The organism is Pseudomonas sp. MEJ108, from assembly GCF_030208985.1.
GTDB classification, from domain to species: domain Bacteria; phylum Pseudomonadota; class Gammaproteobacteria; order Pseudomonadales; family Pseudomonadaceae; genus Aquipseudomonas; species Aquipseudomonas fragariae.
Window position 1 is genome coordinate 100,334 of record NZ_JARVSW010000011.1, and the last position, 15,327, is coordinate 115,660.

Here is a 15,327-nt window from a genome sequence, read left to right on the forward strand (position 1 = left end):
GCAAAAAACCCGCATCGCTGCGGGTTTTTTTGTGCCTGAAATTCTTGCCGGGCAGCCGTTGCCCAGGCCTCAGACAGGATCAGACCGTTACATGCAGGCGCACATCGACGTTACCGCGAGTGGCGTTCGAGTAAGGACAGACCACGTGCGCGGCATCGACCAGTTGCTGAGCGTCGGCTTGCTCCAGGCCTGGCAGGCTGACATGCAGGTCGATGTCCAGACCGAAACCGCCCGGGATCTGACCGATGCCTACGTGGGCGGTGATCGAGGTATCTGCCGGAATGCTGCGTTTGCTCTGGCCGGCCACGAACTTCAATGCACCGATGAAGCAGGCCGAATAACCGGCAGCGAACAGCTGCTCAGGGTTAGTGGCTGCGCCGCCAGCACCGCCGAGTTCTTTCGGGGTCGCCAGCTTGACGTCGAGAATCTTGTCGTCGGAAACAGCGCGACCATCACGGCCGCCGGTGGCGGTTGCAACTGCGGTGTAAAGAGTGTCCATGATCTTGCCTCGTTCAATGAAGGTTTTGTTGCGCTAAATACTTGCGCGCTAACTAATCGCAAAGCAAAGGTAGCCCAAGGATAGTTTGCGCGCAAGATAATTTTGCAAAAAAGGTCGAGGATGATCGTTTGAGGGCCTGCCAGACCTCACGCAGGGTGGCCGGGCATGACGAGCTGAGGTGAGGCCTTTTCCTAGAGGCTCTGGTGCAGGTGCTCGCGCAGCTCCAGCAACTGCGCTTGCAGGTCGCGAAGCTTTTCCATGGTCAGCCCGCTCGACGAGAGAATGCAGCCAGGTACGGTCAAGGCCTTTTGCTGCAACTCGCGTCCCTGTACGGTCAGATGAAGCAACACCACCCGCTCGTCTTCCTTGCTGCGCGTGCGGCTGATGAAGCCCTCGCCTTCGAGTCGTTTGAGCAGCGGCGTCAATGAACCCGGATCGGTGAGCAGGCGCGTGCTGACGTCGCCCACAGTGAGCCCGTCCCTTTCCCACAGCACCATCATCGCCAGATACTGCGGATAGGTCAGCCCGAGCGCCTGCAACAGCGGCTTGTAAACCTTGGTCATCATCAACGAGGTGGAATACAGGGCGAAACACAATTGGTTATCCAGCAGCAGCGAATCGCAATCGGCAGGTGCGGAGCGGGTCGGGCTTTGGTCGGCACTCATATCAGGTCCTCAAACTCAGTCGAATGAGTTTAACTTAGTGTTGCACTCTTTAATGCGCCAGATAATTTCGCTCATGCAGCGCTCAAAGCGCTGGCATCGTGCGTGATGCGCGAAAAAAACGGCGTCATCGGCTGTCGGTCCAGAGCAGGACTGCGTAGCATTTGGTCATTGACCGGGTGGGGACGCAGTGTGATTGAAATTGTGATGTTTGTGTTGCTGGGTGCAGCGATGGGCACCCTGGGAGGGTTGTTCGGCATCGGTGGTGGTCTTGTGGCAATTCCCGCGCTCGGGGTGCTGTTCGGTCTGGATCAGCAACTGGCTCAAGGGACAGCCTTGCTGATGGTGCTGCCCAATGTGTTGATGGCCTTGTGGCGTTACAACCAGCGCAACCGGATTCTGCTGCGTAATGCGCTGATGTTGATCATCCCCAGTTTCATTTTTGCCTGGCTGACCTCGCTGCTCGCGGTTCGCATCGACCCGCAAGGCATGCGCCTGGGCTTCGTCGGTTTTCTGGTGGTGCTGACGGTGTTCAATGTCGCGCAGATGTATTGGCGCAGCAAGCAGGCCGCTGGCGGGTTGCGTCATGAAAAGTGGTTATGGCTGCTGGGCGTCGGCTCCGGCGTGACCGGTGGTCTGTTTGGCGTTGGCGGCGGGGTCGTGGCGACGCCGATCCTCACCAGTGTCTTTGGCGCGACCCAGGTCGTGGCCCAAGGGCTGGCGCTATCCCTGGCGGCGCCGAGCACCGGCATCACGCTGGTCACCTATGCACTGCACGATCACGTCAACTGGTCGATGGGCATTCCGCTGGCCATCGGCGGCCTGGCCAGCATCAGCTGGGGCGTCAAGCTGGCGCATTCGTTGCCGGAGCGAACCCTGCGCCTGATGTTCTGCGTATTTCTGGTGCTTTGTGCGGTCATTCTCGCGCTCAAGGTTTGAAGCCGGCGATGATGTAATCGGCCATGCATTCGGTGATGGGCGAGGGATTTCCAGACTTGCGCAGGAGGACGATGCTGGCGGTTGGCAGCTGTGGCAATTGTTCCGCCTCGCCGAGGATACGCAAATCCGCTGTGGCCAGGCTCTGGAACTGCGCGGTGACTGCCAGGCCCGCGCTGACCACCGCAGTGATCGCCGCCATGCTCGAGCTGCTGTAGGCGATGCGGTAATCGCGCCCCATGCCGTCCAGCGCATTGCACGCCCAGTCACGACAGAAGCAGTGGGTATTGAACATCGCCAGCGGAATGGGTGTTTGCTCATGCGGGGCAAAGCCGACGGCCTCCATCCACATCAGACGTTCCTGACGCAGCAGTGTGCCGATCTCGGTACCGGGCTTGCGCGTGACAATGGTCAGATCCAGGTCGTGACGTTGCAGCAGAAGGTCCGATGGCTCGCAATGCACTTCCACTTGAACCAGCGGATAGGCCTGGGCGAACTGCGCCAGAATGCCGGGCAGGAAGCGCATCACGTAATCGTCCGGCGAGCCGATTTTCACCACGCCGATCATGTGCGGCTCGCGCAAGGTGTTGAACACCTCGCTGTGCAGCTTGAGAATTCGCCGCGCGTAACCGAGCAGTACCTGGCCCTCCGCAGTCAGGTTCAGGACCCGGCCTTCACGCTGAAACAGCGGGCGCTGCACGACGTCTTCTTCCAGACGCTTCATCTGCATGCTGACCGCCGACTGTGTGCGGTTGACCGCTTCACCTGCGCGAGTGAAACCGCCGTGATCGGCAATCGCCACGAAGGTGCGCAACAGTTCGGTATCAATGCTCGGGTAGGTGGCCAATACATCAAACTCCCAGATGGAAGGTATAACGAACATTCGTTGGATTGATCCTACGCCCGAAGCGAGACTTCAGTCATCCCACATGGAGGGCAAGATGATGAAAGGTCAAAAACAATGCGCAGGGGTGGAAGGGGTCGATGGGGGGTTGCAGGCGGGCACGGTATTCACAGCGCTGAAGCGTCATCTGCAGCGCTGGCTGGAGCTGCACCGCCAGCGCCGCTTGCTGGCGCAGATGAGTGACGGAGCACTGAAGGACCTGGGCTTGAGCCGTGCCGATATTCAGCAGGAAGCCGAGCGCCCGTTCTGGGACGACCCGCTCAAGCATTGAGCGGGCAGTTGCTCCGGGTTTTCCTGTTTAGCGCCTGACCTGCTTGAGGGTCTCGGCAATCAGGAAGGCCAGTTCCAGTGACTGATCGGCGTTCATGCGTGGGTCGCAATGCGTGTGATAGCGATCCGAAAGGCCGTCTTCAGTGATCGGGCGGGCACCACCGATGCATTCGGTGACGTTCTGTCCGGTCATTTCAATGTGGATGCCGCCCGCGTAAGTGCCCTCAGCCTGGTGCACCTGGAAGAACTGCTTCACTTCGCCAAGGATCTGCGCAAAGTCGCGGGTCTTGTAGCCACTGCTGGCCTTGATCGTGTTGCCGTGCATCGGGTCCGAGCTCCACAGCACCTTGCGGCCTTCACGCTCGACGGCGCGGATCAGCTGCGGCAAGTGATCACCGACCTTGTTGGCACCCATGCGCGCGATCAGGTTCAGGCGCCCCGGGTCGTTGTCCGGGTTGAGGATATCGATCAGGCGGATCAGGTCGTCGGTGTTCATGCTCGGGCCGACCTTGACGCCGATCGGGTTGTTGACCCCGCGCAGGAACTCGACGTGCGCGCCATCGAGTTGGCGGGTACGGTCGCCGATCCACAGCATGTGCGCCGAGCAATCGTAGTAATCGTTGGTCAGGCTGTCGCGTCGTACGAAGGCTTCTTCGTAATTGAGCAGCAACGCTTCGTGGGCGGTGAAGAAGCTGGTTTCGCGCAACTGCGGCGAGCTGTCCATGCCGCAGGCGCGCATGAACGCCAGGGTTTCATCGATGCGCCCGGCCAACTGGCTGTACTTGTCGGCCAGCGCCGAGTTGGCGATGAAGTCCAGGTTCCACTTGTGCACCTGATGCAGATCGGCAAACCCGCCCTGTGCGAAGGCGCGCAGCAGGTTCAGGGTGGCGGTGGACTGGTTGTAAGCCTGGATCAGGCGTTCCGGGTCCGGCACTCGGCTTTTCTCGTCGAAACCGATGCCGTTGACGATGTCACCCCGATAAGCCGGGAGCGTCACGCCATCGATGATTTCGTCGTTGGCCGAGCGTGGCTTGGCAAATTGCCCGGCCATGCGTCCGACTTTCACCACCGGGCAACCGGCGGCAAACGTCATCACGATTGCCATCTGCAGCAGGACCTTGAACGTATTGCGAATTTTGGCGGCGGAAAACTCCATGAAGCTTTCCGCGCAGTCACCGCCCTGCAGCAAGAACGCACGTCCCTGGGTTACTTCGGCAAACTGACGGCGCAACTCACGTGCTTCGCCGGCGAACACCAGCGGCGGGTAACTGGCCAGTGTCTGTTCGACCCTGTGCAGGTGCTCGGCATCAGGGTAGTGAGGTTGCTGCTGAATCGGCAGTGCCCGCCAGCTGTCGGGGCTCCAGGGTTGGCTCATTATTGGCTCTAGAGTTGTGCAATCGGATCGGCATGTTAGCAGTTCGTCGTTGCTCTGCCAGTGCGGTGCGGAGCATTGGAGCGACGCCGTACGCCACAACGTGTGACAAAGCCGTGCGCTTGCCCGACAATTCGTATTTTGCGCTCGGCGCAGACAACCAGGAACGGTGATGACGGAAGAGCGTGAGCGCGTAGAGCGAATCCTGGCCGAGGTGCACGACGACTTCGGCATGATTCGCGTGCTGGAAGTGGAGGACTACCGCTTTCTGGAGTTTGGCGATGCCATCGAGCAAAGCTGCACCTTTACAGCCGATCCGAGCTGGCTGGAGTACGACTACACCCGCGCGATGCTGATCGGCGCGCTGTGCCATGACGCGCCGGAAAGCGCGCTGTTTCTGGGCCTGGGAGCCGGCACGCTGACCCAGGCCTGCATGAAATTCCTGCCCCTCGAGGATGTGGAAGTCATCGAGCTGCGCCCGGATGTGCCACGTCTGGCCATGGAGTTCATGGGGCTCGACGACGATCCGCGACTGTATATCCGCATCGGCGATGCGCTGGACCTGCTGGACAGTGCCGAGCCTGCCGACCTGATCTTTGTCGACCTGTACACCGATGTCGGGCCTGGGGTCGGGCACCTGGCCTGGAATTTCCTGCAGAGCTGTCAGCAGCGGCTGAATCCGGGCGGCTGGCTGATCATCAATCAGTGGGCGACCGACGACGGCAAGCCGCTGGGAGCGGCGCTGCTGCGTGGCCTTTACCACCGCCATTACTGGGAGCTGCCGGTGAAGGAGGGCAACGTCATCCTGCTGGTCCCGGCCGACCTGGAGCAGACGCTGGATATCGACGCGTTGAACGGGCGAGCCGAGGCACTTGCGCCGCATCTGGGTTACTCGCTGGCGTCGCTGATCAAGGCTATTCGTTCCGCCACCTGAGCAGGCGACAGGTGAGTCGATTGTGCTGAAAACGGGGTGGGACAATTCGCCACACCTCGAAGGTCAGGATGCCGGTCATGTGCAAGAATGGATTAAACGTTTAAGCGGTAATCCCCGCAATCTCGGGCCCGCGCCTTGGTCAGGCGGCCTTCTGCCCGGACTCAGGGGCTGCCGCCGCTCAAAAATGGCGCAACGTTTCGTAAAAAAAGACTCACTAAGGTGCGTATTTCCGGTATAGTGCGCGCCGGCCTTAACACGGCCCACGTCAAGGTATTGCAGTTCCCCGAAGCCAGCTTCGGTTGCTTGTTCGCACAACGGACTAGCCTGGACGATCCATTCATCAAACGTTTTCGCAAATCCCCGCCGACAAAGCAGCCAGGGTGACCTCAAGGTCGTACACGGCACGCGCAGCTTTGAAGCATGGGTCTTTGCGGATGCACTAGAGGCAGACCCATGACCCAGGAAATCGGCGGCTTCGCCGCTCTCGAACTTCATCCAAATATCGTTGCAGCAGTCGTCGCCACTGGCTACGAAGAGCCTTCGGCCATTCAGCAGCAATCGATCCCGATTATTCTCGCCGGTCACGACATGATTGGTCAGGCGCAAACCGGTACGGGTAAAACCGCCGCGTTCGCACTGCCTATCCTGCATCGGATCGACCCGAGCAAGCGCGAGCCGCAAGCACTGATCCTGGCCCCGACCCGCGAACTGGCACTTCAGGTTGCCACCGCGTTCGAGACCTACGCAAAACAAATGCCGGGCGTGACCGTTGTAGCGGTCTACGGCGGCGCGCCGATGGGCCCTCAGCTCAAGGCTATCCGCAACGGCGCACAAATCGTCGTCGCTACCCCGGGCCGTCTCTGCGACCACCTGCGTCGTGACGAGAAAGTCCTGGCGACCGTGAACCACCTGGTTCTCGACGAAGCGGACGAAATGCTCAAGCTGGGCTTCATGGACGACCTCGAAGTCATCTTCAAGGCCATGCCTGAAACCCGCCAGACCGTACTGTTCTCGGCCACGCTGCCACAGTCGATCCGTGCCATCGCCGAACGCCATCTGCGCGATCCGAAGCACGTCAAGATCCAGACCAAGACCCAGACCGTTACCGCGATCGAGCAGGCTCACCTGCTGGTTCACGCTGACCAGAAGACCTCGGCCGTACTGAGCCTGCTGGAAGTCGAAGACTTCGACGCCCTGATCATGTTCGTCCGCACCAAGCAGGCGACCCTGGATCTGGCCAGTGCTCTTGAAGCCAAAGGCTACAAGGCTGCCGCACTGAACGGCGACATCGCCCAGAACCAGCGCGAGCGCGTTATCGAATCCCTCAAGGATGGCCGTCTGGACATCGTTGTGGCGACCGACGTTGCTGCCCGTGGTCTTGACGTTCCGCGTATCACCCACGTCTTCAACGTGGACATGCCTTACGATCCGGAGTCCTACGTTCACCGTATCGGCCGTACCGGCCGTGCCGGTCGCGAAGGTCGCGCACTGCTGCTGGTGACGCCTCGTGAGCGCCGCATGCTGCAATTGATCGAGCGTGTTACCGGTCAGAAGGTTGCGGAAGTCCGCCTGCCGGATGCCCAGGCCGTTCTGGATGCGCGCATCAAGAAACTGACCAACAGCCTGTCGCCGCTGGTCGCTGATGCCGAATCGACTCACGGTGATCTGCTCGATCGTCTGACTGCCGACATCGGCTGCAGCCCTCGCGCGCTTGCCGCTGCACTGCTGCGCAAGGCTACCAACGGTCAGGCACTGACCCTGGCAGCCATCGAGCGCGAGCGTCCACTGGTTCCGAACAACGCCCCGCGCGGTGATCGTCCAGAGCGCAGCAGCGACCGTGGTGATCGTCCTGAGCGTGAGCGTCGTGCGCCGGTTCCATTGGCCGAAGGCCGTGCTCGTTGCCGTACCGCGCTGGGTGCGCGTGATGGTATCGCTGCCAAGAACCTGCTGGGTGCCATTCTCAACGAAGGCGGCCTGGCCCGCGAAGCGATCGGCCGTATCCAGGTCCGTGACAGCTTCAGCCTGGTCGAACTGCCGGAAGATGGTCTTGAGCGTCTGCTGACCAAGCTCAAGGACACCCGTGTTGCTGGCAAGCAGCTCAAGCTGCGTCGCTATCGCGAAGACTGATCGGGCTCTTGAGCTGATCGGCCAATAAAAAATCCCCGACTGGTTCGGGGATTTTTTTGCCTTGGATTCAGGCAAGTTGGCGCTATTGGCTTCACCCGAACCGATAGATATCCATCCCGAGCGCGCCCATGGTGAAGCCCTGATGGGCAATGCCGAAGACACCGCCAGCGCCGCGCGCAAAATACAGCGGCAGCAGGTGCTCGTCACTGGGGTGCGCACGGGCTGCGTGAGGAGCAAGGCTGCGGTAGTGGTGCAGTGCGGCTTCGTCGTCGTTTTGCAGCTTGTCGATCATCCAGTCACGAAACGCGGCAGCCCAGGGCTCGATGCTGTCGGGTCCGGCGTTCCAGTCAAGATCACGCAGGTTATGCGTGATGCTGCCTGAACCGATGATCAGTACACCCTGTTCACGCAAGCTGGCCAGTGCCCGGCCCACGCGGGTCTGCAGTTCAGGTCCCTGGCGGCTGGGCAGTGAAACCTGCACCACCGGAATGTCGGCGTTCGGGTACATCAGCGACAACGGCACCCAGACGCCGTGGTCGAACGGACGTCTGCTGTCGATGCGTGCAGGCAGGTCGCTGGCGGCAAGCAGATCTACCACCGTGCGCGTCAGTTCCGGCAGCCCTTGCGCCGGGTACTGCACTGCAAACAGTTCGGGTGGAAAGCCGCCGAAGTCATGCCATGTCTCGGGCTGTGGATTGCCGTTGACGATCAGTTCGTGGCTTTCCCAGTGGGCAGAGACCATCACGATGGCGCGAGGCCGTGGCAGGCTGGCAGCCAGTCGCTTCAGAGCCGGGCCGCTGTCACCGGGTTCCAGCGCCAGCATGGGGGAGCCATGGGAAATAAACAGGCTGGGGAACATTTAAAGCTCCAGAATAGAGAGATGACTCATAGTCGGTCATTTTTATAATCTAAATCTAATATAAGTTCTGGCGCTTTTTTATCGAATTTTCAGGAGGTTTTCATGAAGACGGATTTTTGGCTGCAGCGCTGGAGCGCCGGACAGATCGGCTTTCATCAGTCCGAGGTCAATCAGGACCTGCAGCAATACTGGTCCTCGTTGAGTGTTGCACCAGGGGCGCGGGTTCTGGTGCCGTTATGTGGCAAGAGCCAGGACATGAGCTGGCTGAGGGGGCAGGGGTATCACGTGGTGGGCGCCGAGCTGTCCGAGGCAGCGGTGGGAAGCTATTTCACCGAGCGTGGTGAGCAGCCGAAGATTACGTCGCAGGGCGACTTCAAGGTCTACGCAGCGCCCGGTATCGAAATCTGGTGCGGTGATTTCTTCGCGCTGACTGTGCGCGATATCGGTCATTGCGCGGCGTTTTACGACCGTGCCGCGATGATCGCCTTGCCAGCGGATATGCGCGAACGCTATGTGCGGCAGCTTGAAGCGCTGATGCCGCAAGCGTGTAGCGGTTTACTGATCACCCTGGAATACGATCAGACCCTGCTCGAAGGCCCGCCATTCTCCGTGCCGCACACATGGCTGCAGAGCGTCATGTCGGGAAACTGGGAGGTAACGAAGGTAGGCGGGCAGGATACGCTGCACAGCAGTCCCAAGGCGTTGAAGGCCGGATTGGAGCGTATGGATGAGCATGTTTATGTGTTGGAGCGTCAATCGCGCTGAGTTGGTCCTGAATCTCTCTGAATCGCAGAACCGTTTGACGCCCTGCGTCACGAACTGCATTCCCACGCGGAGCGTAAGGAACGAGAGGTGTCCGGAAGAACACCTCTCATTGCCATGCGCGGGGCTGAGGCTATCGCGTTCGTGGTTCAACCGCGGCGGCGCAGGGCCTCGATGCGTTGCTCCAGCGGCGGGTGGCTCATGAACAGGCCGGCGAGGCCTTTCTTGAGACCGGCGTTGATACCGAAGGCGGTCAGACTGTCGGGCATGTTCACCGGGACGCCCTGTTCGGAACGCAGGCGTTGCAGCGCGCCGATCATTGCACCCGTACCCGCCAGTCGTGCACCGGCATCGTCAGCGCGGAATTCGCGTTTGCGCGAGAACCACATGACGATGGCGCTGGCCAGAAAGCCCAGTACCAGCTCGGCGAAGATCGTCGTGATGTAGTAGGCGATGCCCTGACCGTTTTCAGTCTTGAAGATCACCTTGTCGACGAAGTTGCCGATGATGCGGGCGAAGAACATCACGAAGGTGTTCACCACACCCTGCACCAGCGCCAGCGTCACCATGTCGCCGTTGGCAACGTGGCCGATCTCGTGCGCCAGTACGGCTTTCACCTCATCCGGCGAAAAACGCTCGAGCAGGCCCTGGCTGACCGCAACCAGTGCATCGTTCTTGTTCCAGCCCGTAGCGAACGCGTTGGCTTCGTACGCCGGGAAAATACCGACTTCCGGCATCTTGATGCCCGCGTCACGGGACAATTGTTCAACGGTCTGCAGCAACCATTGCTCATGGCGAGTGCGAGGCTGGCTGATGATCTGAGTACCGGTGCTCATCTTCGCCATCCACTTGGAGATGAACAGCGAGAACAGCGAGCCCGCGAAACCGAACACAGCGCAGAAAACCAGCAGCTGATTGAGGTTCAGATCAACCCCGTTGGCCGCCATGAACCCATTGAAGCCAAAAAGGCTCAGGGTGATGCTGGCAATCAGCACGACCGCAAGGTTAGTGGCCAAAAACAGCAAAATGCGCATCATGGTCGAAACGTTCTCCTCAGGTAAATATGTAACTCGATGCCGGGTATATAAGGTGATGCTTGCTGCTATTCAACAGAGGGACTATTTCAAACTGTGTCCTCTTGTCGCAATCAATGGTAATCCTGCAAGGCTGAACGGCGCCTGAGCCAGAGTGGTCGATGCCTGAAGCGTTTGGGGCAGGGCGTCCATGATGTTTCGGGCGCACAGAAATAAACTGCCCCGAGCGGGTCGGGGCAGAGAGGTCGGGCTAGAGCGCTGTGGCTGTTTACTGCCGATAACCCTTGAGGAAGTTACCGATGCGGCCAATGGCCTGCTCCAGTTCATCGACGCGGGGCAGGGTCACGACGCGGAAGTGGTCGGGGTATGGCCAATTGAACGCTGTACCCTGAACCACCAGCAGTTTTTCGGAAAGCAGCAGGTCGAGGACGAACTTCTCGTCGTTGAGGATCGGGCAGACTTTCGGGTCAATGCGCGGGAACGCATACAGCGCGCCCATCGGCTTCACGCAGCTGACACCGGGAATGTCGTTGAGCAGCTCCCAGGTGCGGTTGCGCTGTTCCAGCAGACGGCCGGGGGGAAGAATCAGGTCATTGATGCTCTGGTAGCCGCCCAGCGCGGTCTGGATGGCGTGCTGGCTCGGTACGTTGGCACACAGGCGCATGTTGGCCAGAATGTCGATGCCTTCGATGTAGCTCTGCGCATTGTGTTTCGGCCCGGAAATGGCGATCCAGCCGGAGCGGAAGCCTGCGACCCGATACGACTTGGACAGGCCGTTGAAGGTCAGGCACAGCAGGTCCGGCGCCAGCGAAGCGGTGCAGATGTGTACCGCGTCGTCATAGAGGATCTTGTCGTAGATTTCGTCGGAGAACACCACCAGATTATGCTGGCGAGCCAGCTCCAGCATGCCCAGCAGTACTTCGCGCGAATACACCGCACCTGTCGGGTTGTTCGGGTTGATGATGACCATGGCCTTGGTGTTCGGGGTGATCTTGGCCTTGATGTCTTCAAGATCAGGCCACCAGTTGGCCTGTTCGTCGCACAGGTAGTGCACCGGGCTGCCACCGGACAAGGCGACAGCAGCGGTCCACAGCGGGTAGTCGGGGGCCGGAACCAGCACTTCGTCGCCATTGTTGAGCAACGCCTGCATCGACATCACGATCAGCTCGGACACGCCGTTGCCCAGGTAGATGTCTTCGATGCCGACGCCTTCGACCTGCTTCTGCTGGTAATACTGCATCACCGCCTTGCGGGCGCTGAACAGGCCCTTGGAGTCGCTGTAGCCCTGCGCAGTCGGCAAGTTGCGGATCACGTCCTGCAGAATTTCGTCCGGCGCCTCGAAACCAAACGGCGCCGGGTTGCCGATGTTCAGCTTGAGGATGCGGTGACCTTCCTCTTCCAGGCGTTTGGCGTGCTTGAGCACCGGCCCGCGAATGTCATAGCAGACGTTTGCGAGCTTGTTCGATTTGTTGAACTGCATGGTGATGATCCCGAAAATGGACGAGCTGTCGCCGGCTTGCAATGAAGGTCGCTACATTCGCCATGAAAATGGGTTTGTGTACGACAAACGCGGGTGCCAGACTGACGTCTGACCTGGCGCAATGATACGTGCCACCTGATCTGCGGAAAAGGTACAGATCAGGGTTTTTCGAATTCGGAGGTGTACCTGTGGAAAAGTTGCAGAAAACGCTGGAAGAGTGGAAGCAGATGCTCGACCCGGAGCAGTACAACGTCTGCCGTCTGAAAGGCACCGAGCGGCCGTTTTCCGGCAAGTACGACAAGGTCAAGACAGACGGCATTTATCGCTGTATCTGCTGCGAGGAGCCACTGTTCGATTCCACCACCAAGTTCGATTCAGGCTGCGGCTGGCCCAGCTTCTATGCGCCACTCGAGAACAGTGCAGTGATCGAGGTTCGCGATATGAGCCACGGCATGATTCGTACCGAAGTGGTTTGCGCCAAATGTGATGCGCACCTGGGGCATGTGTTCCCGGATGGACCGCCACCCACCGGCCTGCGTTATTGCATCAATTCGGTCTGCCTGGATCTGGTGCCGCGCGCCTAAGCGCTGCGCAGATTCAGCCAACGCCCTGTCCCAATTCCAGTATCGAGGCCTCCTTTGATGAGTGAAAACCTGCTGAGCATCCCGGTCACGACGATCAAGGGCGAACAGAAAACCCTCGCCGATTTCTCCGGCAAGGCGCTGCTGGTGGTTAACACCGCCAGCAAGTGTGGCTTTACCCCTCAATACAAGGGCCTGGAAAAGCTCTGGCAGGACTATAGGGATCAGGGCTTGGTGGTGCTGGGTTTCCCCTGCAACCAGTTCGGCAAGCAGGAGCCAGGCGACGAGGGGGCGATTTCCGGCTTTTGCGAGCTGAACTATGGCGTCAGCTTCCCGTTGTTCAAGAAGATCGATGTGAACGGCGAGCAGGCCCATCCGCTGTTCGTGCAGCTCAAGCAGCAGGCGCCGGGGTTGTTGGGCACGGAGCGCATCAAGTGGAATTTCACCAAGTTCCTGATTGGCCAGGACGGTCGGCTGGTCAAGCGTTTTGCGCCATTGACCAAGCCTGAGGAACTGACGGGCGAGATCGAGGCGCTGCTGCGCTGAGTCTTCAGTCGATGCCGGTAATGGGTATCCACTGATCGAGAATGCTGACCAGTTCGGCACGCCGGAACGGCTTGGCCAGATAGTCATTCATGCCCGCCGCCTTGCAGCGCTCGCGCTCATCGGGCATGGCGTTGGCGGTAAGGGCAACGATCGGCAGGTTCGGCCAGCGGCCGCTGCTGCGGATCTGGCGGCTGGCTTCATAGCCGTCCATGACCGGCATGTTGCAGTCCATCAATACCAGATCGAAATGGCCTTGCTCCAGCTGTTCCAGGGCTTCGCCGCCATGGCTGCTGATGATCACTTCGCAACCCAGTTTGCCGAGGATGCCCTTGGCGACCAGTTGATTGACCGGATTGTCCTCGACCAATAACACCCGCGCCAGACGTGGCGCCGTATGTTCGAGCGCCTGTGTGTCCTTGAGCCCCGTTTCTTCCTGACCCAGTATGCGCCGCAGCGTGTGGTAAAGCGCGTTGCGCGCCAGTGGCCGGGCCTGCTGTTGCAGCGGGGCCAGGGCGGCAACCTGTTCGCCGGGCATGAAGTTGCCATAGGCGGTCACCAGCAGGATCGGCACGGGTGTGGTGGGTCGAATCGTAAACAGGCATTCGGGACAGTCGGTGATGACCAGATCGGAACTGCCGTCGAGGTCCACGGCTTGCGCGCGATCATCGATGCTGCGTCGCTTGAGATCGACCCCCCAGAACGGCAGCAGACTGCCGAGCAGTTCCACCAGGCCGCTGCCTGCCGAACTGATCACGGTCACCCGGCCCTTTAGCGGCGTCTGAGTGACCGCAGGCACGTGGACCGGCAGCGGCAGCTCGGCGCAGAACTGGCTGCCGAAACCGGACTGCGACTGGATGCTCAACGTGCCATTCATGGCCTCGCAAAGGTTGTTGGTCAGCGCCAGGCCCAGTCCCGTACCGCCGTACTGGCGGGTGATGGCGGTTTCAGCCTGGGTGAACGGCTGGAAGATTCGGGTCTGGGCGTCCTGCGCAATGCCGATGCCGGTGTCGCGGACTTCGATGCGCACCCGGTGTTCACCGGAGCTGGCGTCCCGATGATGAGTCAGGCGCACATCCACGCGCCCGAAACGGGTGAACTTGAGGGCGTTGGACAGCAGGTTGCTGACGATCTGACGCACCCTGGTCGGATCGCCGGTGACCATGGCCGGGAAGTCCGGCGCGATCAGGCAGGTCAGCTCCACGCTGGGGGCTGCGTTCTGCGACAGCAGATTGGCGGTGTCCTCGATCAACATCCCCAGGTCGAAAGGAATGCGCTCGATCTCCAGGTGACCGGCATCGAACTTGGACATGTCGAGAATATCGTTGAGCAGCTCGACCAGCACCTTGCCTGAGTCGTGGGCGATCATTAGCTGCTGGCGTTGTTCGGCACCCAGCGGACTGTCCAGCGACAGCGCCAGCATGCCCAGCAGACCGTTGAGCGGTGTGCGGATCTCGTGGCTCATGTGCGCCAGAAACGCCGAGCGCGCATGGGCCATGTCCAGCGCCGTGCTGCGTGCTATCTGCAGTTCCTCGTTGGATTCGCGCAGGCGCAGGTTGCTGGCCTTGAGCTCGTTGGTGCGCGCCGAGACGATGTTTTCCAGTTCATTGAGGTGGTCGGTCAGCCGGTCCTCGGCCGCGCGTCGCCTGGAAAACTCGCTGCTCATGGTTTCAAACTGACGGTTGAACGTCTCGACCAGCACGCCGATTTCATCCTGGGCATGGTAGGGCGGGCAGGTTATTTTGCCCTGGTCAGGGTTGCGCGGATCGCGACTGCTCAGTTCGCGGATTACCCTCACCAGCGGCTTGGTCAGGGTCGCGTAAAACAGAATGGTCAGAATCCCGGCCAGCGCCAGGCTGCGCACAAAGCCGTTGAGCAGGGTGATTTCGGCGCGCTGCAGAAAGTGGCTGCCGAACGCGAAGGTGTCCACGGTCAGGTACAGTGTGCCGATGGTTTCATTGGGCAGGTGATTGAGGTGCAGCTTTTCCTGAAACTGCCGGCTTTCGCCGAACAGCCAGTCGCTGAACACCCGATAACGCCCGGTGGCCATGGGGCGCTCGACGCTGGAGAGCACGGCGTCGTTGTTATCGGTAAGCCTGGCGCTGACCACGGCAGGCGAGCGCAGCAGGCCGAGCGTGAGTTCCTGAGCCAGCTCCGAGTCGATGTTATAGGCGATGCGCGACGCCGGGTTCTGGATGATTTCCAGCAGTGACTTGATTTCACGATTGATGGAAGCGTCTTCGCTGGCATAATCGATCGCAATCTGGAACAGGCTCAGCAGGGTCCCCAGCACGAAGCCGATCGATACAGCCAGGCGCGCCTGCTTGAACGACAGCCTGTTTTTGAGCGATATATCCATGAGTA

At 60.2% G+C, this 15,327-nt stretch carries 15 protein-coding genes; 7 read left to right on the forward strand and 8 right to left on the reverse strand.

Features of this window, described 5'->3' with window-relative positions; all coding sequences use genetic code 11:
* Positions 1 to 79 precede the first annotated feature (79 nt).
* Together QRN50_RS06065 and QRN50_RS06070 are read right to left on the reverse strand one after the other, a co-directional pair.
* Entirely contained in the window at positions 80 to 499 is a 420-nt protein-coding gene (locus QRN50_RS06065) for an organic hydroperoxide resistance protein (RefSeq protein WP_003342698.1), read from the reverse strand.
* Between the two features lie 191 nt (positions 500 to 690).
* Positions 691 to 1,164 carry a MarR family winged helix-turn-helix transcriptional regulator gene (locus QRN50_RS06070; protein WP_024640827.1) on the reverse strand — a complete coding sequence of 158 codons (474 nt, stop codon included), beginning with the start codon at positions 1,162 to 1,164 and terminating at the stop codon, positions 691 to 693.
* A 189-nt stretch (positions 1,165 to 1,353) separates the two neighbouring features.
* On the opposite strand from QRN50_RS06070, the gene QRN50_RS06075 reads away from it, so the two are divergent.
* A complete protein-coding gene (locus QRN50_RS06075; protein ID WP_192873906.1) occupies positions 1,354 to 2,100 on the forward strand; it encodes a sulfite exporter TauE/SafE family protein in 747 nt (248 codons plus the stop codon).
* Here QRN50_RS06075 and QRN50_RS06080 read toward each other — a convergent pair.
* Positions 2,090 to 2,944, reverse strand: coding sequence for a LysR substrate-binding domain-containing protein (locus tag QRN50_RS06080; RefSeq protein WP_024652854.1), 855 nt, complete (start codon positions 2,942 to 2,944; stop codon positions 2,090 to 2,092). The two genes, QRN50_RS06075 and QRN50_RS06080, sit on opposite strands and share 11 nt — an antisense overlap.
* Positions 2,945 to 3,038: 94 nt before the next feature.
* Between QRN50_RS06080 and QRN50_RS06085 the strand changes: the two genes are divergently transcribed.
* The gene (locus tag QRN50_RS06085) at positions 3,039 to 3,272 is read left to right on the forward strand and encodes a DUF1127 domain-containing protein (protein WP_024638893.1); all 234 of its coding nucleotides are present in this window, start codon (positions 3,039 to 3,041) and stop codon (positions 3,270 to 3,272) included.
* A gap of 27 nt (positions 3,273 to 3,299) precedes the next feature.
* Here the strand turns inward: QRN50_RS06085 and QRN50_RS06090 are convergent, their stop codons facing one another.
* Positions 3,300 to 4,646, reverse strand: a complete 1,347-nt coding sequence (locus QRN50_RS06090) for a class II 3-deoxy-7-phosphoheptulonate synthase (RefSeq protein ID WP_096127234.1) — start codon at positions 4,644 to 4,646, stop codon at positions 3,300 to 3,302.
* A gap of 169 nt (positions 4,647 to 4,815) precedes the next feature.
* Between QRN50_RS06090 and QRN50_RS06095 the strand changes: the two genes are divergently transcribed.
* Both QRN50_RS06095 and QRN50_RS06100 read left to right on the forward strand, forming a co-directional pair.
* Positions 4,816 to 5,577, forward strand: a complete 762-nt coding sequence (locus QRN50_RS06095; protein WP_003404195.1) for a spermidine synthase — start codon at positions 4,816 to 4,818, stop codon at positions 5,575 to 5,577.
* 453 nt (positions 5,578 to 6,030) lie between these two features.
* Positions 6,031 to 7,704 (forward strand): DEAD/DEAH box helicase, encoded by a 1,674-nt coding sequence (locus QRN50_RS06100; RefSeq protein WP_096127236.1) that lies wholly within the window; start codon positions 6,031 to 6,033, stop codon positions 7,702 to 7,704.
* A 91-nt stretch (positions 7,705 to 7,795) separates the two neighbouring features.
* Here the strand turns inward: QRN50_RS06100 and QRN50_RS06105 are convergent, their stop codons facing one another.
* Positions 7,796 to 8,563: a DODA-type extradiol aromatic ring-opening family dioxygenase gene (locus tag QRN50_RS06105; RefSeq protein ID WP_003404189.1), complete on the reverse strand. Its 768-nt coding sequence runs from the start codon at positions 8,561 to 8,563 to the stop codon at positions 7,796 to 7,798.
* Between the two features lie 102 nt (positions 8,564 to 8,665).
* On the opposite strand from QRN50_RS06105, the gene QRN50_RS06110 reads away from it, so the two are divergent.
* Positions 8,666 to 9,328, forward strand: a complete 663-nt coding sequence (locus QRN50_RS06110; RefSeq protein WP_024660906.1) for a thiopurine S-methyltransferase — start codon at positions 8,666 to 8,668, stop codon at positions 9,326 to 9,328.
* Positions 9,329 to 9,474: 146 nt separating this feature from the next.
* Here the strand turns inward: QRN50_RS06110 and htpX are convergent, their stop codons facing one another.
* The gene (gene htpX / locus QRN50_RS06115) at positions 9,475 to 10,362 is read right to left on the reverse strand and encodes a protease HtpX (protein ID WP_003369784.1); all 888 of its coding nucleotides are present in this window, start codon (positions 10,360 to 10,362) and stop codon (positions 9,475 to 9,477) included.
* A 265-nt stretch (positions 10,363 to 10,627) separates the two neighbouring features.
* Positions 10,628 to 11,839 (reverse strand): pyridoxal phosphate-dependent aminotransferase, encoded by a 1,212-nt coding sequence (locus QRN50_RS06120; RefSeq protein ID WP_003314686.1) that lies wholly within the window; start codon positions 11,837 to 11,839, stop codon positions 10,628 to 10,630.
* Positions 11,840 to 12,027: 188 nt separating this feature from the next.
* Between QRN50_RS06120 and msrB the strand changes: the two genes are divergently transcribed.
* Entirely contained in the window at positions 12,028 to 12,423 is a 396-nt protein-coding gene (gene msrB, locus QRN50_RS06125) for a peptide-methionine (R)-S-oxide reductase MsrB (protein WP_096127237.1), read from the forward strand.
* A gap of 57 nt (positions 12,424 to 12,480) precedes the next feature.
* Positions 12,481 to 12,966, forward strand: a complete 486-nt coding sequence (locus tag QRN50_RS06130) for a glutathione peroxidase (protein ID WP_003418059.1) — start codon at positions 12,481 to 12,483, stop codon at positions 12,964 to 12,966.
* A 4-nt stretch (positions 12,967 to 12,970) separates the two neighbouring features.
* Here QRN50_RS06130 and QRN50_RS06135 read toward each other — a convergent pair whose 3' ends face one another.
* On the reverse strand, positions 12,971 to 15,322 hold the full coding sequence (locus QRN50_RS06135) for a hybrid sensor histidine kinase/response regulator (protein WP_024652857.1): 2,352 nt from the start codon (positions 15,320 to 15,322) through the stop codon (positions 12,971 to 12,973).
* Positions 15,323 to 15,327 lie beyond the last annotated feature (5 nt).

Excerpts from the sequence above, each read along its gene's own strand:
- QRN50_RS06065 (WP_003342698.1), bottom strand. The coding sequence starts at position 499 with ATGGACACTCTTTACACCGCAGTTGCAACCGCCACCGGCGGCCGTGAT.
- QRN50_RS06070 (WP_024640827.1), bottom strand. The coding sequence starts at position 1,164 with ATGAGTGCCGACCAAAGCCCGACCCGCTCCGCACCTGCCGATTGCGAT.
- QRN50_RS06085 (WP_024638893.1), top strand. The coding sequence starts at position 3,039 with ATGATGAAAGGTCAAAAACAATGCGCAGGGGTGGAAGGGGTCGATGGG.
- QRN50_RS06090 (WP_096127234.1), bottom strand. The coding sequence starts at position 4,646 with ATGAGCCAACCCTGGAGCCCCGACAGCTGGCGGGCACTGCCGATTCAG.
- QRN50_RS06095 (WP_003404195.1), top strand. The coding sequence starts at position 4,816 with ATGACGGAAGAGCGTGAGCGCGTAGAGCGAATCCTGGCCGAGGTGCAC.
- QRN50_RS06100 (WP_096127236.1), top strand. The coding sequence starts at position 6,031 with ATGACCCAGGAAATCGGCGGCTTCGCCGCTCTCGAACTTCATCCAAAT.
- QRN50_RS06105 (WP_003404189.1), bottom strand. The coding sequence starts at position 8,563 with ATGTTCCCCAGCCTGTTTATTTCCCATGGCTCCCCCATGCTGGCGCTG.
- QRN50_RS06110 (WP_024660906.1), top strand. The coding sequence starts at position 8,666 with ATGAAGACGGATTTTTGGCTGCAGCGCTGGAGCGCCGGACAGATCGGC.
- htpX (WP_003369784.1), bottom strand. The coding sequence starts at position 10,362 with ATGATGCGCATTTTGCTGTTTTTGGCCACTAACCTTGCGGTCGTGCTG.
- QRN50_RS06120 (WP_003314686.1), bottom strand. The coding sequence starts at position 11,839 with ATGCAGTTCAACAAATCGAACAAGCTCGCAAACGTCTGCTATGACATT.
- QRN50_RS06130 (WP_003418059.1), top strand. The coding sequence starts at position 12,481 with ATGAGTGAAAACCTGCTGAGCATCCCGGTCACGACGATCAAGGGCGAA.
- QRN50_RS06135 (WP_024652857.1), bottom strand. The coding sequence starts at position 15,322 with ATGGATATATCGCTCAAAAACAGGCTGTCGTTCAAGCAGGCGCGCCTG.